22 protein-coding genes, 2 tRNA genes and 4 other RNA genes are annotated in these 22,750 nt (G+C 35.3%); 20 read left to right on the top strand and 8 right to left on the bottom strand.

What is annotated here, in order from left to right; genetic code table 11:
* The first annotated feature begins 13 nt into the window (after positions 1-13).
* Positions 14-766 (top strand): M15 family metallopeptidase, encoded by a 753-nt coding sequence (locus J3U66_RS07780; protein WP_267334040.1) that lies wholly within the window; start codon positions 14-16, stop codon positions 764-766.
* Between the two features lie 7 nt (positions 767-773).
* On the opposite strand, the gene J3U66_RS07775 is transcribed toward J3U66_RS07780, so the two are convergent.
* The gene (locus J3U66_RS07775) at positions 774-2,069 is read right to left on the bottom strand and encodes an ATP-binding protein (RefSeq protein ID WP_065633801.1); all 1,296 of its coding nucleotides are present in this window, start codon (positions 2,067-2,069) and stop codon (positions 774-776) included.
* 19 nt (positions 2,070-2,088) lie between these two features.
* Entirely contained in the window at positions 2,089-2,769 is a 681-nt protein-coding gene (locus tag J3U66_RS07770; protein WP_065633815.1) for a response regulator transcription factor, read from the bottom strand.
* Positions 2,770-3,162: 393 nt separating this feature from the next.
* Between J3U66_RS07770 and J3U66_RS07765 the strand changes: the two genes are divergently transcribed.
* The 17 genes from J3U66_RS07765 (at position 3,163) to asd (ending at position 15,281) form a co-directional block, all read left to right on the top strand.
* Positions 3,163-4,458: a serine dehydratase subunit alpha family protein gene (locus J3U66_RS07765; RefSeq protein WP_267348624.1), complete on the top strand. Its 1,296-nt coding sequence runs from the start codon at positions 3,163-3,165 to the stop codon at positions 4,456-4,458.
* A gap of 123 nt (positions 4,459-4,581) precedes the next feature.
* Positions 4,582-4,657, top strand: a tRNA-His gene (locus J3U66_RS07760).
* Between the two features lie 22 nt (positions 4,658-4,679).
* Positions 4,680-4,756: transfer RNA gene (locus tag J3U66_RS07755), tRNA-Pro, on the top strand.
* A gap of 41 nt (positions 4,757-4,797) precedes the next feature.
* Positions 4,798-4,922, top strand: a non-coding RNA gene (locus J3U66_RS07750) — RtT sRNA.
* Positions 4,923-4,963: 41 nt separating this feature from the next.
* A non-coding RNA gene (locus tag J3U66_RS07745) (RtT sRNA) lies at positions 4,964-5,088 on the top strand.
* A 41-nt stretch (positions 5,089-5,129) separates the two neighbouring features.
* Positions 5,130-5,254, top strand: a non-coding RNA gene (locus J3U66_RS07740) — RtT sRNA.
* A gap of 41 nt (positions 5,255-5,295) precedes the next feature.
* Positions 5,296-5,420, top strand: a non-coding RNA gene (locus J3U66_RS07735) — RtT sRNA.
* A gap of 176 nt (positions 5,421-5,596) precedes the next feature.
* A complete protein-coding gene (locus J3U66_RS07730; protein WP_267348623.1) occupies positions 5,597-6,319 on the top strand; it encodes a GntR family transcriptional regulator in 723 nt (240 codons plus the stop codon).
* Positions 6,316-6,999 carry a GntR family transcriptional regulator gene (locus J3U66_RS07725; RefSeq protein ID WP_267334037.1) on the top strand — a complete coding sequence of 228 codons (684 nt, stop codon included), beginning with the start codon at positions 6,316-6,318 and terminating at the stop codon, positions 6,997-6,999. The genes J3U66_RS07730 and J3U66_RS07725 overlap by 4 nt, the downstream gene beginning before the upstream one ends.
* A gap of 11 nt (positions 7,000-7,010) precedes the next feature.
* Positions 7,011-7,478, top strand: a complete 468-nt coding sequence (locus J3U66_RS07720; RefSeq protein ID WP_065633797.1) for a PTS sugar transporter subunit IIB — start codon at positions 7,011-7,013, stop codon at positions 7,476-7,478.
* Between the two features lie 17 nt (positions 7,479-7,495).
* Complete coding sequence (locus J3U66_RS07715) at positions 7,496-8,332, top strand: PTS mannose/fructose/sorbose/N-acetylgalactosamine transporter subunit IIC (RefSeq protein ID WP_267334036.1); 837 nt, start codon at positions 7,496-7,498, stop codon at positions 8,330-8,332.
* Positions 8,313-9,134, top strand: a complete 822-nt coding sequence (locus J3U66_RS07710) for a PTS system mannose/fructose/sorbose family transporter subunit IID (RefSeq protein ID WP_065633795.1) — start codon at positions 8,313-8,315, stop codon at positions 9,132-9,134. The genes J3U66_RS07715 and J3U66_RS07710 overlap by 20 nt, the downstream gene beginning before the upstream one ends.
* Before the next feature lie 13 nt (positions 9,135-9,147).
* On the top strand, positions 9,148-10,233 hold the full coding sequence (locus J3U66_RS07705) for an SIS domain-containing protein (protein WP_267334035.1): 1,086 nt from the start codon (positions 9,148-9,150) through the stop codon (positions 10,231-10,233).
* Positions 10,230-11,228, top strand: coding sequence for an SIS domain-containing protein (locus J3U66_RS07700; protein WP_267348622.1), 999 nt, complete (start codon positions 10,230-10,232; stop codon positions 11,226-11,228). Before J3U66_RS07705 ends, J3U66_RS07700 begins: the two co-directional genes overlap by 4 nt.
* Before the next feature lie 14 nt (positions 11,229-11,242).
* Complete coding sequence (locus J3U66_RS07695) at positions 11,243-11,674, top strand: PTS sugar transporter subunit IIA (protein ID WP_267334033.1); 432 nt, start codon at positions 11,243-11,245, stop codon at positions 11,672-11,674.
* A 148-nt stretch (positions 11,675-11,822) separates the two neighbouring features.
* Entirely contained in the window at positions 11,823-13,904 is a 2,082-nt protein-coding gene (locus tag J3U66_RS07690) for a prolyl oligopeptidase family serine peptidase (protein WP_267348621.1), read from the top strand.
* 273 nt (positions 13,905-14,177) lie between these two features.
* Positions 14,178-15,281, top strand: coding sequence for an aspartate-semialdehyde dehydrogenase (gene asd / locus J3U66_RS07685; protein WP_267344464.1), 1,104 nt, complete (start codon positions 14,178-14,180; stop codon positions 15,279-15,281).
* Between the two features lie 42 nt (positions 15,282-15,323).
* Here asd and J3U66_RS07680 read toward each other — a convergent pair whose 3' ends face one another.
* Genes J3U66_RS07680 through nagB form a run of 3 tightly spaced genes read right to left on the bottom strand, consistent with a single transcriptional unit; the run spans position 15,324 to position 18,551 of the window.
* Entirely contained in the window at positions 15,324-16,553 is a 1,230-nt protein-coding gene (locus tag J3U66_RS07680) for an ROK family protein (protein WP_267348619.1), read from the bottom strand.
* 37 nt (positions 16,554-16,590) lie between these two features.
* Entirely contained in the window at positions 16,591-17,733 is a 1,143-nt protein-coding gene (gene nagA / locus J3U66_RS07675; protein ID WP_267334029.1) for an N-acetylglucosamine-6-phosphate deacetylase, read from the bottom strand.
* 11 nt (positions 17,734-17,744) lie between these two features.
* Positions 17,745-18,551, bottom strand: coding sequence for a glucosamine-6-phosphate deaminase (nagB, locus tag J3U66_RS07670; protein WP_267334028.1), 807 nt, complete (start codon positions 18,549-18,551; stop codon positions 17,745-17,747).
* Positions 18,552-18,797: 246 nt separating this feature from the next.
* Between nagB and nagE the strand changes: the two genes are divergently transcribed.
* Entirely contained in the window at positions 18,798-20,291 is a 1,494-nt protein-coding gene (gene nagE / locus J3U66_RS07665) for an N-acetylglucosamine-specific PTS transporter subunit IIBC (protein WP_267334027.1), read from the top strand.
* A gap of 210 nt (positions 20,292-20,501) precedes the next feature.
* Here the strand turns inward: nagE and tusC are convergent, their stop codons facing one another.
* From tusC to fkpA, 3 genes are read right to left on the bottom strand one after another with little or no spacing between them, the layout of a single operon-like run.
* Positions 20,502-20,855, bottom strand: coding sequence for a sulfurtransferase complex subunit TusC (tusC, locus tag J3U66_RS07660; RefSeq protein ID WP_267334026.1), 354 nt, complete (start codon positions 20,853-20,855; stop codon positions 20,502-20,504).
* 15 nt (positions 20,856-20,870) lie between these two features.
* A complete protein-coding gene (tusD, locus tag J3U66_RS07655) occupies positions 20,871-21,239 on the bottom strand; it encodes a sulfurtransferase complex subunit TusD (protein ID WP_267334025.1) in 369 nt (122 codons plus the stop codon).
* Positions 21,240-22,055, bottom strand: coding sequence for an FKBP-type peptidyl-prolyl cis-trans isomerase (fkpA, locus tag J3U66_RS07650; RefSeq protein ID WP_267344468.1), 816 nt, complete (start codon positions 22,053-22,055; stop codon positions 21,240-21,242).
* Positions 22,056-22,284: 229 nt separating this feature from the next.
* On the opposite strand from fkpA, the gene fabZ reads away from it, so the two are divergent.
* Positions 22,285-22,731, top strand: coding sequence for a 3-hydroxyacyl-ACP dehydratase FabZ (gene fabZ, locus J3U66_RS07645; RefSeq protein WP_065558097.1), 447 nt, complete (start codon positions 22,285-22,287; stop codon positions 22,729-22,731).
* Positions 22,732-22,750: the final 19 nt, after the last annotated feature.

Raw genomic sequence — 22,750 nt, 5'->3', positions numbered from 1 at the left:
TAGTGATATATAAATGAAAATGAATTCAACAATTTTAAAAAAAACGTTAACGATTACTCATACAATAACTTTACTTTTATGTTCAACATTCGCTATGGCACAACCAATTCCATTAGATAAATTAACAGGTCAATTTGACGAAAAGAAAGATAACAATTTTATTGCGTTAGATTCAACAATTTTGCCTGTTAATAAAAAAGGCATGTATCTGCAAAAAGAACCTGCCGAGCAGTTAATTAAAGCTTATAACGACTTTAAAAAGTCTTATCCAGATATACCGTTTATAGTTGTGAGCGCAACTCGTAATTACACGTATCAAAATGGCATCTGGCAACGTAAATGGGATGACTTGTTACCGAAACTTCATGAGCCACAAAAAATTGCTGAGCAAATTTTAAAACTATCATCTATGCCAGGTACCTCAAGACATCATTGGGGAACAGATATTGACATTACCAGTGTTTCATCAAGTTATTTTAGAAATGATAAAAAAGGCATCATACTTTACCAATGGCTACAAAAAAATTTACCTAAGTATGGTTTTTGCCAGCCATTCAATGAAGGTCGTAAAGGAGGGTATTTGCCAGAAGAGTGGCACTGGTCATACAAACCTATTTCCAGCCAATATATCGCGCAATATAAAGCTATATTAGACAGTGAGCCTGATAAAATTATACAAAGGCTCAATTTTACTGGTCACGACAAAATTACACTTGAAAGTTTAGTTAGACAATATGTATTAACGGTTAATTCTGAGTGTTATTAATAATACATTAGTGGTTTCGCCAATAAGGAAGTTTGATAGTGACCACTAATCCCCCACCATCACGATTATTTGCTTGAATCGTACCGTTATGCATAATGACGGTCTTTCTTGCAATTGCCAGACCTAAACCATAACCTTTGCCTAATTGCGCTGACTGGATACGAACAAACGGTTCAAAAATACTCGATAATTTATTTGAATCAACACCTGGACCACGGTCTTTGACTTCAATTTGCAAATATTTACCCACTTCTTTTAACGACACTTCGACAGCTTGCCCAGCTTTAGAAAAACGAATTGCATTACGAATAATATTTTCAACTGCTCGGCGAATTTGTTCCGAATTACCTTTAATAATAGAATGCGTTATGGATGCTAAATTAAAATGTACATCAATTAATTGATGATTGGCTTCATAATTAGCATCACTAATCACCACACTAATTAAATCTTTTAAATCAAAATATTCATCAGTACGATTATTCATTTCGGCGCGTGAATAATTTAAAATTTCACCAATTAACTGATCTAATCGTTCCGACTCTAATTCAATTCTCGCTAAAGCAGTATCAATATTTTGTTTATTTTGTTGGGCAAGCCCAATGGCTAACTGTAAACGCGCAAGCGGTGTACGCAACTCATGTGACACATCATGTAAAAGTGCTTGACGATCTGAAATTAAAATATTTAATTGTTCAACCATCATATCAAAATCTTTACCCAACTCACTGAGTTCATCACGTCTAGGCTTTAATTTTTTAAATAACCTGACAGAAAGATCACCTTGTGATACACGAAAAAAGCCTTGTCGTAATAACCGCATTGGCCTAGTTAAGTTCCATGCTAAAAATAGACTAAAAGCTAAACCAACAAATCCCCCCATTAACATAATTGGCAACGGCATACTAAAAAATACCTTTTTGCTACGATCATCTTTATCTTCTTTGAACGAAACAGCATATAAAGTACCATCAGGCGCAATAGCTGTTCGTTGATAAATATAAGTTGGTGACTCTAATTCATCAGTCAATATATTAACTTGATCATTTTGTGGGGAAATTAATTTTATTGATAACAACGCCCGTTCACGTTCAGGTAAATGCGCAATAAAATTAAGTGTTTCATCTTCACCCGCAACATGTAACAATTGCGCAATCATATCGACTTTGGTCGGCATATGATTAAGAAAACGTTGATTTCTATTTTCTACATAAAAGGAGAAAGCTATCCAGGTTAACTGAAAGGTTAGATAAAAAATCACACAAAATATAATCAGTATTTTCCAAAATAATCGACGATTCATACCAAAGCCTATTCTATCGTTAACGGATACGGTAACCTACTGCTCGAATGGTTTCAATTGTCACATCGTTTTGTGCTACTTGAGACAGTTTTTGACGAATATTACTAATATGGACATCCACGCTACGATCATAAAGCTCTCTAGCTCGACCTAATCCTATTTCAGATAGCTCTTCTTTAGTCACAACCCGTTCGCTATGTTTGACTAATAAAACTAATAAATTGAATTCAGTTGATGTCAAATCAATAACTTGCCCATTCCAAGTACAAAGTCGCTGCGGTAAATCAAGCGTTAAACCATTAAAATGGTATTTTTTGTCATCAACCATCTCAACTGAACGTTCATCAAACCGACGTAAAACCGCTCGCAACCTAGCTAATAATTCTCGTGGATAACAAGGTTTAGGAATATAATCATCAGCACCAAGCTCTAAGCCTAACACCCGATCAATATTATCGCCTTTAGCTGTTAACATAATAACGGGCATATTACATTGCTGACGTATGCTTTTTAATACATCAATACCATTAATATCAGGTAGCATGACATCTAAAATTGCGGCACGATACTTACCCGATAATGCTTCATCAATACCATCTTTACCCAAATAAACACTTTTAATATTAAAACCTTCATTGGTCAAATATTCACTTAGCATTTGTGATAATTCAATATCATCATCAATTAATAAAATATTTATCATAATCGCCATTATTATCTAAATTTTAGGTCTTTACATTATTGCAATAATTAAAAAAAAGTCAGGTAGTTTTACTAAAATATTACATATTTTGAACTATTCCTGATTATTTAATTTACTAACCAACCATATAAAAAATTTAAGATAAATATTATCTCTTATTATATTTTTTGAAAGAATTTGAATAGTATTTATCAGTTAAATTACTTACCATATTATTTAAGTCAAAATTGTCAGATTGGTTATTAATATCAAACAGCAAATAACTAAGTCTTATACTGTTTACGCTGCAATCACATCGTTCAATTTTCAATAAATATTAAATAAAATAGTATGCTATCAAGAAGGTAACATTTCACCATCAACATTACCATTAAAATATGGAGATAAATAATGAAACAACAAGTAATGTGGCAAGAGTTAATTAAATTGGTGAAACATGAAGTATTACCCGCACTCGGTTGTACTGAACCGATATCATTAGCATTTGCCGCTGCAGTTGCGGCTCAATATCTAAACAAAAATAATATTGAAAAAATTGATGCTTATGTTTCACCTAACTTAATGAAGAACGGTATGGGCGTGACTGTGCCTGGCACTGGTATGGTTGGATTACCTATTGCCGCAGCAATTGGCGCAATAGGTGGCGATGCAAATGCAGAACTTGAAGTATTAAAAAATATTACAACAGAGCAAATCACCTTAGCTAAAAAAATGTTAGTGGATAACAAAGTGAATGTGAAAATAGCCAACAATAATCAAGCTATCTACTGTGAAGTCAATATTTATACTCAACACGATCATGTTAAAGTATGCATCGAAAATTCACATACCAATGTTATTTTGATTGAAAAAAACAGTAGCGTTATTTTTAAACAAAATAACATTGCTACAAATCAATTAAACAATAACGATATCATCAAACAGGTATCAGTCAGATTAATTTATGACTTTGCAACCTATGCAAATTTTGAAGATATTCAATTCATTTTACACTCTGCCGAATTAAATTGCGCCCTATCTCAAGAAGGATTAAAGCATGCTTATGGATTAAGTATTGCCTCAACATTACATGAACAAACCCAAACAGGATTATTAGCTGATGATTTGCTTTCAAAGGTCATTATTCGCACAACCGCTGCATCTGATGCTCGTATGGGGGGCGCAACGTTACCAGCCATGAGCAATTCAGGTTCAGGTAATCAAGGGATCACTGCCACCATGCCGGTTGTGGTGGTAGCAGACTATTTAGATGCAACACCTGAACAATTAGCTCGAGCATTAATATTATCCCATACTATTGCCATTTATATTCATAGTAAGTTTCCGCCTTTATCGGCTCTTTGTGCAGCATCAACAGCCGCTATGGGCGCAGCAGCGGGTATGGCATGGTTACTTGGTCAAGGTAGATATGAACCTGTCGATATGGCAATTTGTAATATGATTGGCGACTTATCAGGCATCATTTGTGATGGCGCTTCAAATAGCTGTGCAATGAAAGTTTCAACATCTGTTTCATCAGCGTTTAAAGCTGTACTGATGGCTTTAAACCATATTCGGGTCACAGGAAACGAAGGTATAGTCTGTGATAGTGTTGAAAATTCAATCAACAACTTAGGGGCTATCGCTAGTAATAGCATGAAAGCAACTGATACTCAGATTATTGATATCATGTCACATAAGGCTTAAACTACGTTTTAGTGCTAAAAGATTAAACTTTTAGCGCTTTTAATATAACCAATTGGTATATTTTTTAAAAAATATGCTGGACAATGTTGTTTTTTATGCGTAATATTTCGTCCTGCTTCAATGGTGGCTATAGCTCAGTTGGTAGAGCCCTGGATTGTGATTCCAGTTGTCGTGGGTTCGAATCCCATTAGCCACCCCATTTTATGAAGCAAAAAATCTAACGGCGAGTAGCGCAGCTTGGTAGCGCAACTGGTTTGGGACCAGTGGGTCGGAGGTTCGAATCCTCTCTCGCCGACCAATTTTAAATAAAAAAGCCTGCTCAGTGAGTGGGCTTTTTTATTATCCGCTTTAGCTTAAAGGATGTGAACCGACAGAGGTTCGAGCCGAGCGCAGCGAGACAACGTTGCTAAAGCAACGGCCCGAAGGGCGAGCATAAAATGCGAGTTATCCTCTCTCGCCGACCAATTTTAAATAAAAAAGCCTGCTCAGTGAGTGGGCTTTTTTATTATCCGCTTTAGCTTAAAGGATGTGAACCGACAGAGGTTCGAGCCGAGCGCAGCGAGACAACGTTGCTAAAGCAACGGCCCGAAGGGCGAGCATAAAATGCGAGTTATCCTCTCTCGCCGACCAATTTTAAATAAAAAAGCCTGCTCATTAAGTGGGCTTTTTTATTATCCGCTTTAGCTTAAAGGATGAGAACCGACGGAGGTTCGAGCCGAGCGCAGCGAGACAACGTTGCCAAAGCAACGGCCCGAAGGGCGAGCATAAAATGCGAGTCATCCTCTCTCGCAGACCAATTTTAAATAAAAAAGCCTGCTCATTAAGTGGGCTTTTTTATTATCCGCTTTAGCTTAAAGGATGTGAACCAACAGAGGTTCGAGCCGAGCATCGCGAGACAACGTTGCCAAAGCAACGGCCCAACGGGCGAGCATAAAATGCGAGTCATCCTCTCTTCCCCCGCTCTATTTTTTATTATCTTACTGATTTAATGTTACTAACAATAAATATTGTGATCACAACAACAATTTTGGTACTTAAGATTGACAAGATATATTTTTTTAATTAATTTTTAACCAATAAAAATGGATTTAAGATATATCTTTTAGATATTACGATCCAAAAAGGAAGGGGATGACTATTGGAATATCGTGATATTGCGGTCAAAACAGCTGTTGAAGAGCAAATTAAAGCCAATCCAGCCATAATTAAGGATAAATTCACAGAACGTGGGCTTGCCGAATATTTTGGCGTCAGTCGAACAACGGTTAGAAAAGCGTTAAATGATTTGGCCATGGAAGGCTATGTTTTTTTTGATAAAAAAAATACGCAATATCCAACAATCTTTGAAATCAATATGTTAAAAATGTCTTCATTTAGTGAAGAAATAGATAAAGAAAATCCTAAACAAATTAAAATCAAAGTTCTTTCCAACCAAATTATCAAGATTCCTTCAGAATTGACAAAATTCTTTAATTTTAATCACCAATTACTCAAAATAATTAGGCAACGCGTATTAGGTGAAATGCCTTTATCTTACGAGATCTGTTATTTACCCTTCGAAAAATTCAGAGGTTTAGAAACACAAAATTTGAGCAATGTGTCGCTTTATCAATATTTAAAAGATCATTACCAGCTCATCCCGAGTCATGGTCGGGAAGAAATTACCTACGAAACCGCAACTAAAGAATGTGCCAAGTATTTAGGTATCAAAGAACAAACACCAATCTATAAAGTTTCAAGTTATAACTACGATGATAACTTTGAGCCTTTTGAACACACTGAGCAATATTTAATAGGTAACCGATTTAAATATCACTTATCGGCTAAAAATATCTTCAATTATAGCGAGACAGATAAATGAAGTTATTTGAAAAAATTGCAGTTCAATTAGGCGAGCTAATAGATACAGGTAGGTATGGTGTTGGTGCCGCATTACCGCCAGAAGGCCAGCTACAACAAAACTACGGCGTAAGTAGAACAACTATTCGTAAAGCAATAGATCGATTAGTTGAAAAAAATCAAGTTGTAAGAAAGAAAGGGGTGGGTTTATTTGTCGCACCTAAACTTTCAACACAAAATATTCTAGAAATGACGGGCATCATCAAACCCTATGATTATCAAAATGATAAAAAAGTGATTAAAGAGTCTTATTTAAGACAAGCAGGAAGCTACTACAGTCAATTATTAAAAATAAAATCGTCCGAGCTTATTTATTATATCAGCTTTCTTGAAGTGGCAAAAAACAGTGTCGTAAAAGCTATATTTTTGTTACCTCTTAACTATTTTCCTGATTTTCAACTTTCCATCATAAAAGTGTTATCGGCGCTGGAAATTGTCAATTCGAGTAAAAAGAAAGTTGATAAATTAGAACAAGATTTACAATTAATTGTTGCCAATGCTGAACTTGCCAAACAGCTAGGTATCAAAATTAATAACCCATTATTTAAAATTTCTAACCACTATTTTGATATTAACAGTGAACCAATAGCCATTGAATATAAATTTGCTACTAATACTAAATATGTTGTCGATTTCACCTAGGAGGAAAATTAATGATTAAATTATTACGTGTTGATCATCGTTTATTACATGGTCAAGTTGTTGTTTCATGGTTCGATAGCGTTGGGGCCAATACTATTTTGGTCGCTAATGATACGGTGGCAAATGACGAACTACGCAAATCAGCTATTCGATTAGCTAAACCTGAACATGGCAAATTAGTCATGAAATCCATTGATGACAGCATTGAGGCAATTAATTCGGGTGTCACTGATAAATATCAAATGCTGATTGTTGTTGAATCGGTTGCCGATGCTGAAAAGCTAATTAGAGGCACTCAAGGAAAAATAACCAGCCTCAATTTAGGTGGCACAAAACCACGCGAAGGCACGAAGAGCTACTCTAAAACGATCAATCTAACTGAGCAAGAAGCAGATTTATTAACTGCATTAAAACAAGATGGCATTGATATTTACATTCAACAAGTTCCGAGTGAAGCAAAGCAAAAATTTGAAAAATAATTTAGAGGATACAACACATGAGTATCGAATTAACAGCACTTCTATTAGCTTTAATTGCGATGTTAGCAAATGCTGAATACTTTTTAGGATCATCAATGTTATCTCGCCCACTTGTCACCTGTACTTTAGCAGGTTTAGTTATGGGGGATATCACTCAAGGCATTATCATTGGTGCAACCTTAGAGTTAGCTTTTGTTGGATCGTTTTCTATTGGGGGGTCGATTCCACCCGAAATAATTTCAGGCAGTGTTTTAGGTACCGCATTTGCTATTGGTGCAGGCAAAAGTACCGAAATTGCTTTAACATTAGGTATTCCAATTGCGTCACTGGTGTTATTAGTCAAAAACCTCTGCTTCCTTTTTATTCTTCCTTATTTTGTTCACAAAGCAGACAAATATGCCAGTGAAGGCAATGGTAAAGGGATGGATAGAATGAATATCTTAGGTGGATTTTTCTCAATCAATCTTCCAATTGGGTTAGTTGTCGGATTTTCCTATTTATTTGGTAGTGCCGCTGTTAACAACTTATTAGAGATGATACCTAAATTTATCATTGATGGTTTAGGTATTGCCACAGGGCTACTACCAGCTTTTGGTTTTGCAATGTTAATGAAAATTATGATCAAAAAAACCAATACTACCTTCTTTGTTCTTGGCTTTGCATTAGCGGTATACATGAAAGTACCTGTTACCGGCGTGGCTATTTTTGGCGCTTGTCTTGCCTTAATTTTGACCGGTTATTCTGCATTTAATGGCAAAAAAGGCGCAATAGACGAAGGTAATCAACAGCTCAATACCAATACGGGTAATGCATTAGCATCACAGGAGATCGATTATGAAAATGAAGAATTCTAAATTAGTAACCAATAAAGAATTAAACAGAACCTTTTGGCGCTCGTTTACCGCTGAATGGTCATGGAACTATGAACGACAAATGAATTTAGGCTATGCCTATGCTATGCGTCCGGCTTTGGATAAAATCTACAGCAATAACAAAGTAGAATTAACCGATGCCTATCAACGACACCTTGAATTTTATAATATCACACCATGGTTAATCACTTTTCCATTGGGTATTTGCATTGCCATGGAAGAGCAACACGCTACAGACAGTGAGTTTGATAAAAACTCAATCAATGACGTTAAAATTGCCCTAATGGGACCATTAAGTGGTTTGGGTGACTCATTTTTTTGGGGAACACTACGTGTCATCGCAACAGGCATTGGTACCTCGTTAGCGTTGCAAGGCAATATTTTAGGCCCACTTTTATTTTTACTAATCTTTAATGTCCCGGCAATTTTGGCGCGGTATTTTGGCTTACTCATAGGCTATAACATCGGCACTTCATTTATCGACAAAGTTCAAAAAACAGGTTTGATGGATAAATTATCCTATGGCGCTTCGGTATTAGGGCTTTGTGTGGTCGGGGCGATGGTTGCCACCATGGTTACCTTAAATATGCCATTAAAAATTGGTTCAGGTTCAGACGCGGCATCACTGCAAGATATATTTGATGGAATTGTGCCACAAATATTACCGTTACTTTTTACGCTGTTTATTTTTGTACTTGTTAAAAAAGAAGTGAAAGCACATTGGATTCTATTATTAATTGCGGCAATAGGTATTTTTGGTGCCTGGAGCGGTTTGTTAGGTTAATGAGAGGAAAACAATGAAAAGTATCGCAGATTATGTGGCTTTAGAACCTGAGTATTATCAACATATACTCGATAATTACCAAACGTTATTTGCCAATATTATCGATTTAAGCCAGATCAAACAACTTAACGCAATTGTTATTTTTGCAACAGGTTCAAGCGCTAATGCGGCCTATAGCGCTCGCCCTTTTATGAGTAAAATATTAAACGTGCCAGTTTATATAGAAGATCCTTCTATTGCGGCTAATTATTCATATTACAATGATCCCAACAATTTATATTTTGCTATTTCGCAAGGCGGTGAAAGCTACTCAACGATTCATTTAGTTAAACAATTTGTTGAGAATAATCAAACTATATACAGTTTAACCAGCAATCCAAGCAGTCCATTGTATAAAGTGAGTAATCATATTTTATCAATGGGAATGCCAATTGAAGAGATGCCTTATGTCAGTGCAGGTTATAGTGTAACCATACTCGACTTGATGTTAATCGCTTTAGCTATTAGTCAAAAACTAGCGCGTATTAACGCTCAACAATTTGAAAGTTATTTCACACAAATACAAAAAATAACCCAACTATTGCCACAAGCCATTTTGCAGTCACAAGCTTGGGTTGCGAAACATCAAGATCAATTCAATCAAACTAACCGTGTGATTTTTATCGGTTATGGCGCAACATACGGCATTGCACGCGAAGGTGAAACCAAATTCACTGAAACCGTCCGCAATACAGCATTTGGCAAAGAATTAGAGGAGTATATGCATGGCCCTTATCTTGGCTTGCATCGCGATGATTATATCGTTTTTATTGAGCCACAAGGTCGACTCATGGACAGAGCTGAGTTGTTAAAACAGTTTTTAAAACAATATGTGCAAAACATTGCAACTATTTATGCACATGATACCAAAACACCGAAAACAGCCGATTTGTGCTTAAATATTGAGTGTGATGAACTTTTATCATCACTGTTTATGACTATCCCAATTCACTTACTCAGTTATCAAGTGTCGCAATTAAAAGGTCACAATCTAGAAAAATCAACATATCCAGAATTTGATGAAATCACTAAATCTAAAATAAAGAGGGTTACAGTATGAGAAAATATGACGAACAAAAAGAACTCGACAGCATGAATGGTGCATTAGCGTTACGTCCACAAATTAATGAGTTTATTGATAAAATTCATAAACGTGGTTACAGCAATGTTTGCTGGTTAGGTATTGGTGGCACTTATGCATCATCAATGCAAGCAGTTGTTCATATGAAAGAAAAAACAGCCATTGAAACTTTTGTTCAACATGCGGCTGAATATCTAGTAACAGGAAACAAACGTATCACTAAAGACACATTGATCATTATTTCATCTGTCACAGGTACCACACAGGAAGTCGTTGCAGCTATTGAAAAAATTCAAAAAGAAGTGGGGGCAACCATATTCGCTTTCATGGATAAAGCTGATACACCATTAGGGAAAATGGCACATCATGTTATTACTTACCCAATGAATGAACAATTAAAATTCTTTATGACAGCAGATCGTTTAATGTATTTAGCCGGTGAGTTCCCTGATTATGATGAGTTTTATCAACAAATGGATCAACATTTTGCTAAAAATATTGTTGCTGTTGCTAAAAAAGCCGATAAATTTGGTCAAGAAGTTGCTGAAAAACACCATAACGATACAATGCACTATTTTGTTGGTGCGGGCAATCAATGGGGAGCAACGTATTCTCATGCTATGTGTTATTGGGAAGAGCAACATTGGTTACGTTCAAAATCCATTGAGTCAGCTGAATTTTTTCATGGTACATTAGAAGTGATCGATCGTGATACGGCAGTTACTGTTTATGTTGGTGAAGATACACAGCGTCCATTAAGTGAACGTGTCGCTAAATTCTTACCACAAATTTGTGGAAATTACACCATTATTGATACCAAAGATTATGAATTACCGGGTATCGCTGAAAAATATCGTGGACACTTATCACCGTTTGTTTTTCGTACTATCAATAATCGAATTGATGCTTATGTCGAACACTTAAATCGTCATCCAATGTCAATTCGTCGTTATTATCGTTGCTTAGATTACTAAGGAGAACATTGCCAATGATTGCAGTATTAGTCAGCACCCATGGACCAATGGCAAACAGCATTATTGAAAGTGCTGAAATGATTTGTGGTAAACAAACACAATGTGAAGCAGTCCCTTTTTTAACAGAGCAATCGTTAGATGATTTTCAACAGCAAATTGAACAAACATTGACAATGCTAACACAGGAAGGACAAACTCTACTTTGTTTTGTTGATTTAAAAGGTGGCACCCCCTTTAATACATTAACCAGACTAATGGCAAATTACCCAAATCTCGAAATTGTTACTGGGGTGAATATACCCATGTTATTGGCAACATTTATGCTAAGAACGCAAATGGCGTTAGATGATTTATTACCAGAACTAATGCAAACCGCTAAACAAAGTATTGAACACTATAATATGGTGTCAATGACGTCATCAATAATAGAAGATGAAGAGTTTTAAACTGGTCAAATAAAAAACAATTAATTTAACTTTAATAAGGCAAATATATTTTTAACGCAAATAAAATTATATTTGCTTTTATCCATTACGAGTAATACCTTTCTATTTAAAGCCTTACATTGATCATCGAATAAATAGGTAGGCAAATTTGACTATATTTAGAGATAAAACAGTTATCATCACATTGATTCTATTATTAAGTAGTATTTGTAGCTGTTGTAAAACTAATAATGAATTAACATTAAAACAAATCGACACGAACGATAAATATCGTTGGATGGAAAATCAACCACAGTTAATCAATAATTGGTTATTGTCTGAATCTGAACGTACTGTCAAAACACTAAATGCGTTACCTTGGCAAAAAACAGTGAGTCAGCGGTTTGATGAGTTAACAGATTTTGGCGCTGAACCTAGAATATCTGATATTCAATACGTAGGCGATAATTGTTTTTATTTCAAACAAACAGCAGATCATCCGTATAATCGTCTTTTTGTTAAAGATCGCTTCAGTAATGAAAAAGTATTAATCGATCCCCCTATTGGCTATGGCATATATGACTTTTATCCTTCACATGATGGTCAATATATTGCTTATAGCATTTATGAAAATGGTGCTGAGATATCATCAATAAAAATTATTAATGTAAAGACCAAATCACATCTTAATGATGATATAACCGGCATATCAGATCCAAATATCATTTGGTCTAAGGATAATTTATCCTTTTTTTATAAAAGAAATGATAGATATCAACACAATAGTCAAAAATCCGGCACAGAAGAGGTCTATCATCACTATTTAAACGCAAATAGACAAAATGATGTTTTAATATTTGGTACTGGCCAGATATCCGATTATAACCCCTTTACTGATCAAAACACTTCATTATCCTTTTCGTCAAATTGGGCTATTGCTTCGGTCTCACCTTCTATATCGGGTTATAGTATCGATTTGTATATAACACCCTATGATGATCTTCAAAAAAACAATGCTCATTGGCAAAAAATCATCGATAGAAAACAAAATGTGACCAATTTTATTCTGAAAGATGATTGGTTATATTTAGCTAAATATAATGATTTGTCTGGTTATACTATTTCGCGCGTGAATCTAAATAAGAATAGCCAACCAGAAGAAAAAATTATGGCATGGCAAAATGGAGATTTGACTCAATTTGCCGCAAGCAAAGATGCTATTTACTTAGCTTATCATGAGTCAACAATCCCCCACTTTGTAACTATCCCTTTTGCTGACACTCATCATGTTAAATTGATCCCACTTGCCAATAATGAAGAAGTAACGGCCATTTTTAGTAATGCAGATCACAAAGAAATATTATTTACTGCTCAAAATTGGACTGTCCCACCCAAAATATTTAGTTATGATCCTGATAATGGGTTAATTCAAGATACAAAAATGATTAATCCCAGTGCTTTTTCGTTTGCCAACTATGAGGCTGAACAACAATGGATAAAATCAAGCGATGGCACACTCATTCCCATGACGATTATTCATCCTAAAGGGATCAAATATGATGGTACTGCTCCTACATGGTTAACGACCTATGGCGCATATGGTGTAAGTCAGCTCGCTTTTTTTGATGCAACACGTTTAATTTGGCTTGAAAGAGGTGGAATAATTGCAATTGCTCACATTCGAGGTGGTGGAGAATTAGGCAAAAATTGGCATATTGGCGGTAGCTTAGCGAATAAACAAAACTCAATTGATGACTTTATAAAATGCGCACAATATTTGATTAATCATCATATTACCCAACCATCTAAGCTAGTTATCAGCGGTGAGAGTGCGGGTGGTATTATAATTGGCATGGCATTAGCTAAACATCCTGAACTTTTTGCTGCGGCATCTATTAATGTGGGTATGTTAAATATGAGCCGATTAGATAACATCGCCATTGGCAACGCAAATTTTGCCGAGTTTGGTTCGCCATTAAACGCAAAACAGTTAAATGATTTATCTAAAATAGATGCCTATTTAAACTTAAAAGATAATGTTACGTATCCACCGGTTATGATTTCGCTAGGTTTGAAAGATGAGCGTGTCGCACCATGGCAAAGTGCTAAATTTATTGCTCGTCTTAATGCGATAAACCATAGCAAAAAACAGCAGGTATTCGTTATTGCAGATCAATATGAAGGGCATTTTTTGGATAATTTTCTCAATACTGTCGAGTTTTTTATTTGGCAAACCATGCCAACACCATAATTAAAAATGGCTAACATTAAAGTGAATATTATTTATGACAATCTTTATCATCAAATAGGTTACTTAAGCGCACTTATCATTGTAAAAAAAGAATAGGTAACGGACATCAATAAAAACTAGCTAGTAATTTAAATAACAATAGTTTTATATAATTCGCTGTTATCTTTTCATAATCTAAAAAAATAATTCTTATCTTACTTTGATTTATGATGATATTTTGCTTTAATAGTAAAAGTGACTATTTATATAACATCTACTTTTTGGAAATAAATTATGAAAAATGTTGGTTTTGTCGGATGGCGTGGAATGGTGGGTTCTGTTCTGATGCAACGTATGGTTGAAGAACACGATTTTGATTATATTAACCCTGTTTTTTTCTCAACTTCTCAAGCAGGTGCTGCTGCGCCAACTTTTGGTGGAAAAACAGGCACGTTACAACGTGCAGATAATATTGATGCACTAAAAGCATTAGACATTATTGTCACCTGCCAAGGGGGTGATTACACTTCCCAAATCTATTCAAAACTACGCGCGACAGGCTGGCAAGGCTACTGGATTGATGCTGCATCAACTTTACGTATGGAAGATGATGCTGTTATTGTGCTTGATCCCGTTAACAAAGCGAATATCCACGCAGCTCTAGATAAAGGCATTAAAACCTTTGTTGGTGGTAACTGTACCGTCAGTTTAATGCTAATGTCTTTAGGTGGTTTATTTGCTGAAAACTTGATAGATTGGGTATCAGTCTCAACTTATCAAGCAGCATCTGGCGGTGGTGCACGTCATATGCGTGAACTGTTAACCCAAATGGGAATGCTAAATGCCGAAGTTGCTAAAGAATTGCAAGATCCGCATTCTTCAATTTTAGATATCGAACGTAAAGTCACACAAAAAATGCGCGATGGAAGCTTACCTACCGATAATTTTGGTGTGCCTTTAGCCGGTAGCTTGATTCCTTGGATCGATAAAGCACTGGATAATGGCCAAAGTAAAGAAGAGTGGAAAGGCCAAGCTGAAACCAATAAGATTTTAGGAACCAGCCAAATTATCCCTGTTGATGGACTTTGTGTTCGAATTGGCGCTCTACGTTGCCACAGTCAATCATTCACGATTAAATTAAACAAAGATATCAGCGTGCCAGAAGTTGAAAAATTATTAGCTGCACATAATGATTGGGTAAAAGTGGTACCTAATGATCGTGAAATTTCAATGCGAGAATTAACACCAGCTGCCGTTACTGGTACGTTAACAACACCAGTTGGACGTTTACGTAAACTTAATATGGGTAAAGACTATTTATCAGCATTTACCGTTGGCGACCAACTATTATGGGGCGCGGCAGAACCATTAAGAAGAATGTTACGGATTTTAGCCTAATAAAAAAGCCCGAACCCTCGGGCTTTTTTTATCATCAAAAAACTATTGTTCACTATCTTCAACTAATGTCATTAACAACGAACCATTAAATAATGCTTGTTGAATAAGAGCAAAAGCGCCTATAGCTGAACAATCATTTAACACTGAACAATTAATGGTGAGGTTTTTTCTTAATCCCTCTAAACTTTGAGCATTCAATGCACTATTTACAGCATGTAACAATATTTCGGATGATTTAATTAATTCCCCTGCGAGTACAATACGTTGTGGGTTAAATATATTTACCATAATTGCGACAGCTCGCCCCAAATTTTCACCCGCGTCTTTAACTAATTTAATAGCTAGCTCATCGCCTTGATTGGCACAACTGCAAATATTTGCAATATTACACTCAGTAAGCGTTAATTTAGTCGGATAACCTTGTTCGATCATCTGTTTAGCTCGGCGCTCTATAGCGTTATTTACGACGCGATTTTCTAAACAACCAAAATTACCACAATGACAACGTTCCCCTAGTGTATCGACCTGAATATGACCCACTTCACAAGCACTTTGGTTATGATTGGTTAATAATTGTTGATTAACAATTACGCCTGATCCTACTCCTCGATGAACCCGTATCAATATTGAATCATCGACATCTTGTGTGGTGCCAAAGTAACTTTCAGCAAGCGCTAAACTTTGAATATCATTGCCTAAAAAGATAGTGACATTAAACTCACGATGTAATACATCACCCAAATGCCACTCTTTAACTTGAATATGCGGAGCGTATCGAACAATACCGCGTACAGAGTCGATCAAACCAGGAAGTACGACCGCTATGGCTATCAGGCGTTTCACTTTTTTACTATTTTTATGAATAAATTCTTTGAGTAAAGCAACAAGATAGTCTTGCACTTCTTGCTCAGTAAAATCGGTTAACGGATAAACCTCTAACGCTATACTATGCGCACCTAAATCATAAAGTTCAATGGTAACATGTGAACGACTTAATTGTACGCCAATAGTTTGATAATAACTAAACTTAGCTTGTATAGAAACAGCTGGACGCCCACCTGTTGATTGTTGTGCATCAACTTCTTTAATCAATTTATTTTTAAGTAGTTGGCGGGTAATTTTTGTGATACTTGCTGGAGCTAAGTGGCTAATTTCAGCAAGTTGTATTCGAGAAATTGGCGCTTGCTGAACAATCAAACGATAAATCATTGCATAATTAAGTTGCTTGATTAGCTCAGCATTGCCAACTAAGTTCAGATAATTAAATGTCATAAATTAACTCAGATAATTTCATTCGTTATCTGACATTCTAGCGGGTCATCACCCCATTAACAACCGTTTTAATTATTCTAAAGTCACGATTAAAAACAACAAGATTGGCTATTTTACCTGCATTAATTGTACCCAGTTGTTTATCGACACCTATGGCTTTTGCGGGATAAAGCGTTGCCATTCTTAATGCCTCATCCAATGCAATGCCTACATATTCAACTGCGTTTTTTACCGCCTCAATCATGGTTAGGGCTGATCCACCTAATGTGCCATTTTCATCAACGCAACGCCCATCTTTATAATAGATAGTTTTTCCAGCAAACACGCCCGAAGTTAAATTTGAACCAGCAAGTAACATCGCATCAGTTATTAAAATTAAATGATCTTGCTTTATTTTATGGCTATTACGAATATTAGCCCAGCTCACATGATGACCATCAGCAATAATGCCGACGTAAACCTCTGGTTCATCATAAATCGCACCAACTACACCCGGTTCTCGCCCAGAAATATAAGGCATAGCATTAAATAGATGCGTGCCTAAACGAATACCGTCATTAAATCCTCGACGACAATCATCATAATGCGCATTAGAATGACCCACTGATACATGAATACCTGCATTAACCAACTGTTGAATAAAATGACTTTCAACTTTTTCTGGTGCCAGGGTAATAATTTTAATCACATCAGCATTTTCACAAAGAAAATCAATCATTTTTTGCGACGGTTGACGAATAATATTAGGATCATGAATACCTTTCTTTTCTGGATTGATATAAGGTCCTTCAAGATGTAATCCCAAAGCTTGGTTAGGATGCGTGGCTAAATATTCACGCATAACATTCACCGCTTTTATCATAAATTCATCTGTTGAAGTAATCAAAGTCGGTAAATAACTGGTACAACCATGAACAAGGTTTGTTGCTTGCATTGCTTCTAGTGTTTTAACACTCAAAGCATCAAGTGTTTCATTAAACTGTACCCCGCCACAGCCATTGACTTGAATATCAATAAGACCCGGTGCAACAATAGCACCTTGTAAATCGTCAATAGTGATGCCAGCTGGCAATTGTTCTTGTTTACAAACTTTGCTAATCTTATCGCCGTCAATAATAACGGCGTGATTTTCAAGAATTTCATAACCAGTATAAATACGACAATTTGTTAATGCGTACATTGAGTTATCCTTTATAAAACAGTTATTTTAAGATTATCTGCTTCCATCTGTTTAAAATATTTTAAGGTTTTGACTTTAAGATCATCAGTACTTGGCTCATCACAAACAATAATTGATGCTGGGTGCATTTGTAATGCAGTCACAGTCCATAAATGATTAATTGAACCTTCAACACCGGCTTGTAGTGCTAAACTCTTATTATGACCACAAACAAGTAAAATTACCTCTTGTGCATCCATTAATGTTGCAACACCAATAGTCAGTGCGTGTTTTGGTACTTGATTTTTATCATTATTAAAAAAGCGAGAATTAGCAATAATGGTATCTTCAGTTAAAGTTTTAATCCGTGTTCTTGAACAAAGTGAAGAGCCTGGTTCGTTAAATGCAATATGTCCATCTTGACCCACCCCACCAACAAAGATATTAATTTTACCATAAGCTTTAATTTTTTCTTCATATTGACGACATTCTGCATCGATATCAGGAGCATTACCATTTAAAATATTGATATTATTTTTATCGATATCAATATGATCAAAAAAGTTTTCATGCATAAAAGTATGGTAACTTTGAGGGTGATCTTCCGGTAACCCAACATATTCATCCATATTAAAGGTCACAACGTGTTTAAAACTGACATGACCTGCTTGATAATGTTTGATTAATTGTTGATACATAACTAAAGGTGAACTTCCCGTTGGTAAACCTAATAAAAACGGACGATCCGCTGTCGGTTTAAATTGATTAATTTTATTAACAATACGCTGTGCCACCCAAGCGCCAACTTGTTGCGCATTTTCTAAAGGAATAAGTCTCATGTGCTACTACCTCTTCTGATATAATAAAATAACTTCTTTTTTTTTAAAGTAAAATATGTTGACTATATTTTACTATATTAAAGTATTTAATCAAAAAAATTAGTGACAAAAATCACAAAAAGCAAATAATTAATTTGCGAAGTAAAATAATATAATATCAAATATAAAAAAATAACAACTAATATCTAACAACTGTTTTTAACTTAACTTTTTTAGATATTGTTTAACAATATATGAGGTTAACTTATGGGAATTTTAGCGTATTTACAACGCATTGGGCGTTCATTAATGGTGCCGGTGGCAGTATTACCTGCGGCGGCAATACTGCTTGGTATAGGCTACTGGATTGATCCAAATGGTTGGGGACAAAATAGCATTATTGCTGCCTTTTTAATAAAATCTGGTGGTGCAATTATTGAAAACATGCCAATCCTCTTTGCTATAGGTGTTGCTTATGGTATGTCTAAAGATAAAGATGGTGCAGCTGCATTATCTGGATTAGTCGGTTTTTTAGTTGTCACAACATTACTTTCACCAAGTTCTATTGCATTATTTAATGGTATTGATACCAGTGTTGATGGTTGGCAATCACAAATTTCCCCTGCGTTTAAAAAAATTAATAATCAGTTTGTTGGTATTTTAGTTGGCATTATTGCAGCTGAATTATATAACCGATTCAGTTCTGTTGAATTACATAAAGCGTTAGCTTTTTTTAGTGGTAAACGATTAGTTCCTATTATTGTTTCTATCGTGATGCTATTAGTTTCTGCTGTTTTATATTTTATATGGCCATCTATTTATGATGCATTAGTTGCTTTTGGTAAATACATTAAAGATTTAGGCTCTATTGGGGCGGGTATTTATGGCTTCTTTAACCGTTTGTTAATTCCGGTCGGCTTACACCACGCACTTAACTCGGTATTTTGGTTTGATGTGGCTGGCATCAATGATATACCAACCTTCCTTGGTGGCCAAAAATCAATTGATGATGGATTAGCAACCATTGGTATTACCGGTCGCTATCAAGCAGGATTTTTCCCAATTATGATGTTTGGTTTACCGGGCGCAGCATTAGCCATGTATCATACAGCTAAGAAAGGCAATAAAGATAAAACCGCATCGATCATGTTAGCCGCTTCATTTGCCGCATTTTTCACTGGGGTTACTGAACCTTTAGAATTTGCTTTTATGTTTGTAGCACCTTTACTTTATGTGATCCATGCTATTTTAACTGGAATTTCACTATTTATCGCTGCAACCATGCAATGGATAGCTGGCTTTGGCTTTAGTGCAGGTTTAATCGATATGCTGTTATCCAGCCGCAATCCTTTAGCTGTACATTGGTATATGTTGATATTACAAGGTTTAGTGTTCTTTGTTGTCTACTATGTTGTATTCCGTTTTGTGATTGTTAAATTCAATCTTAAAACACCGGGTCGTGAAGATGATGAAACAGTAACAACAAATAGCCAAAATTCACAATCAGGACTTGCTATTAGCGATGCATCTCAACTTGCACAGCAATATTTACTTGTTGTTGGTGGTAAAGAGAACTTAACCAATATCGACTCATGTATTACTCGTTTACGCCTAAGTGTTAATGATTCTGACTTAATTGATGAACAAGCAGCAAAAGCACTTGGTGCAATGGCAGTAATCAAATTAGGTAAAACAGGTGTGCAAATTGTGGTTGGACAGCAAGCTGAAAAAATTGCCGACCAAATGAAAAAACTGGTTTAATCGAGTTATGACTCAATTTCTATAAGTTATTTTAATAACAATAATCCAACCTATGACTGAGGGTAGCAAAGTAATAGGTTGGATTAATAACTTATATCATTAGTATTTTGTTATATAAACATTCCTACACATTCAATATATCAAATAGAAGTAAAAAAGATCTAAACAGTGGGTAGAGTTAAAACTGATTTGTGTTTTTAGTTTTAATAATTAAAACCGTAAAACCACATCTTGACTAGCTAATAATTGTTTTAAAGATGGTGCATCAAGCACCTTATGTGGAATATTTAAGTTGATATTAGTCAGATTTCGTGAGTTTAACGCAGACTGACAAACATAAACATCATCAATATCATAAAGTTCTAACAGGTTAAAAGTAGCAATATAATCGCGCATTAAAATTTTATCAGGATACTGATTTGGCAATAGATGAAATACCCCATCATCAATAAATAGTACCGAAATAGCATTTATAGCCGATGCAGCAAGTGCAATATCAAGTGCTTCCCGACCTTTAGCATCACCATGAGGTAAAGCGCTAATAATAATGGCAATTTTCTTCATTGTAATAACCTTAAGTTAAAATTGAATAGTCCGATCTGAAGTCGCCATGGATTCACTTAACTCTCCAAGCCCAGTTAATTCAAAATATTGTGCAAGATTATTTTTAGTCACACCTCGCCTTTGTGCAGCAGCGACACAAACACCTAACTTTAAGGCATATTTTTCTGCTAATTGTTGCCAAGCTGAAATTAAATTAAATTCATCATTTGCCGGATCGGTATAATCGTTAGCATTATACACGCCATCGCCATAGAAAAAGATATTTTCAATACGATAAGAAGTTTGACTTAACAGTGATTGAGCAAATTGATAGGCACAATAAGCAGATTGGGTCCCATAAGCAGGACCCAAAACAACAAGAGTGTAACTTAATGAATTACTCAATTAGTTTGTTGCCTTTGGTTGGGCTGATTGAGTATTTTGGTTTTCGCTATTAGCATCACCATTATCGATACCAAGTAATTCAACTTCAAAAATTAATGTTGAACCAGGTTGAATTGAAGCTTTATCACCTTGTCCAGGGAAGCTTTGATCACCATAAGCTAAATCAGGCGGCACAACCAACTTAATTTTACCACCAACACCAATTAATTGAATTCCTTCTGTCCAACCTTTAATAACACCGCTTAATGGGAATGTTGCTGTTTCGCCACGGTCATAAGAACTATCGAATTTACGTCCATCGGTTAATGTTCCAGTATAGTGAACAATAACGGTGTCATCGGCAGTTGGATGACGATCTGAACCTTCTTTAAGAATTTGATAAAGTAATCCAGACTTAGTTTGTTTAACGCCATCTTGTTTAGCAAAATCTGCACGGAATTTATCACCAGCGGCAGTATTATCGGCTTTTTCTTTTTCAAAACGCGCTTTACTTTCTTCTTGAATACGTTTACCGAATGCTTCTAAAACATTTTTTACTTCATCTTTTGAAAGTTGAGATGCATCACGGAAAGTTTCATTAAAGCCACTAATGATATAATCTTGGTCGGCTTTAATTTGATTTTGTTCTAAATTTGCTTTCATGTAAGTTGCAAATGATGAACCCAAAGCATAAGCTTCTTTTTGTGCATCATTTGAAATGGTAATTTTATCTGTTCCTGACTGTGTTTTTTCTTGAGATGTTTTTTTATCATCACAGCCAACCAAAGCCAATACAATTGCACTACTTACTAACGTCATTTTAATCAATGATTTCATACTACTCTCCAAGTTAGGAACTTTTTAGCTAAATTTCAGATTATTATATATGATTTGATATAGGATAATATAGTATTTACAGATCATTTATTTAATAAAACTATTATTAATATAGCAATAATAGCTATAGTTAAACAAAACGGGGGATTTAAATCATCCTTGAGTGATAGTGGCATCCTCAGTTATAATATACAAAATTTATAGAAAATAATGTAAAAGGATAGCTATTTTGACTACCGAACTTAATACCCTTGATATTGAAGAAATCATCAGTTTATTACCTCATCGTTATCCATTTTTAATGGTTGATCGGGTAATTAGTTATGAAAAAGGTAAAACATTAAAAGCGATTAAAAATGTCACAGTTAATGAACCTTTCTTCCAAGGTCACTTTCCAAATAAACCGATTTTTCCTGGCGTATTAATTTTAGAAGCTATGGCGCAAGCTACGGGAATTTTAGCGTTTAAAAGTATTGAAGAGTTATCACCAGGACAACTTTATTATTTTGCATCAATTGATAAAGCGCGCTTTAAAAGACCGGTTGTACCAGGCGATCAAATCGTGCTTGATGTTGAATATATTAAAGAACGTCGTGGTATTGCACTATTCCATGGAGTTGCAACTGTTGATGGCAAGTTGGTTTGCGAAGCAGAAATGATGTGTGCTCGTAAATAACTTGGTTTTTAAAATATCC

The organism is Gilliamella sp. B2969, assembly GCF_026536195.1.
Taxonomy (GTDB): Bacteria; Pseudomonadota; Gammaproteobacteria; order Enterobacterales; family Orbaceae; genus Gilliamella.
Note: the sequence above shows the minus strand (reverse complement) of the source record. Positions and strands in the feature narration are given on the sequence as shown.

Coding starts and splice junctions, on each gene's coding strand:
- J3U66_RS07765 (WP_267348624.1), top strand. CDS start 3,163: ATGAAACAACAAGTAATGTGGCAAGAGTTAATTAAATTGGTGAAACAT.
- J3U66_RS07710 (WP_065633795.1), top strand. CDS start 8,313: ATGAAAATGAAGAATTCTAAATTAGTAACCAATAAAGAATTAAACAGA.
- nagB (WP_267334028.1), bottom strand. CDS start 18,551: ATGAGACTTATTCCTTTAGAAAATGCGCAACAAGTTGGCGCTTGGGTG.
- J3U66_RS07680 (WP_267348619.1), bottom strand. CDS start 16,553: ATGACATTTAATTATCTGAACTTAGTTGGCAATGCTGAGCTAATCAAG.
- tusC (WP_267334026.1), bottom strand. CDS start 20,855: ATGAAGAAAATTGCCATTATTATTAGCGCTTTACCTCATGGTGATGCT.
- J3U66_RS07780 (WP_267334040.1), top strand. CDS start 14: ATGAAAATGAATTCAACAATTTTAAAAAAAACGTTAACGATTACTCAT.
- asd (WP_267344464.1), top strand. CDS start 14,178: ATGAAAAATGTTGGTTTTGTCGGATGGCGTGGAATGGTGGGTTCTGTT.
- J3U66_RS07695 (WP_267334033.1), top strand. CDS start 11,243: ATGATTGCAGTATTAGTCAGCACCCATGGACCAATGGCAAACAGCATT.
- J3U66_RS07700 (WP_267348622.1), top strand. CDS start 10,230: ATGAGAAAATATGACGAACAAAAAGAACTCGACAGCATGAATGGTGCA.
- J3U66_RS07720 (WP_065633797.1), top strand. CDS start 7,011: ATGATTAAATTATTACGTGTTGATCATCGTTTATTACATGGTCAAGTT.
- J3U66_RS07715 (WP_267334036.1), top strand. CDS start 7,496: ATGAGTATCGAATTAACAGCACTTCTATTAGCTTTAATTGCGATGTTA.
- nagE (WP_267334027.1), top strand. CDS start 18,798: ATGGGAATTTTAGCGTATTTACAACGCATTGGGCGTTCATTAATGGTG.
- nagA (WP_267334029.1), bottom strand. CDS start 17,733: ATGTACGCATTAACAAATTGTCGTATTTATACTGGTTATGAAATTCTT.
- fkpA (WP_267344468.1), bottom strand. CDS start 22,055: ATGAAATCATTGATTAAAATGACGTTAGTAAGTAGTGCAATTGTATTG.
- J3U66_RS07725 (WP_267334037.1), top strand. CDS start 6,316: ATGAAGTTATTTGAAAAAATTGCAGTTCAATTAGGCGAGCTAATAGAT.
- J3U66_RS07775 (WP_065633801.1), bottom strand. CDS start 2,069: ATGAATCGTCGATTATTTTGGAAAATACTGATTATATTTTGTGTGATT.
- J3U66_RS07705 (WP_267334035.1), top strand. CDS start 9,148: ATGAAAAGTATCGCAGATTATGTGGCTTTAGAACCTGAGTATTATCAA.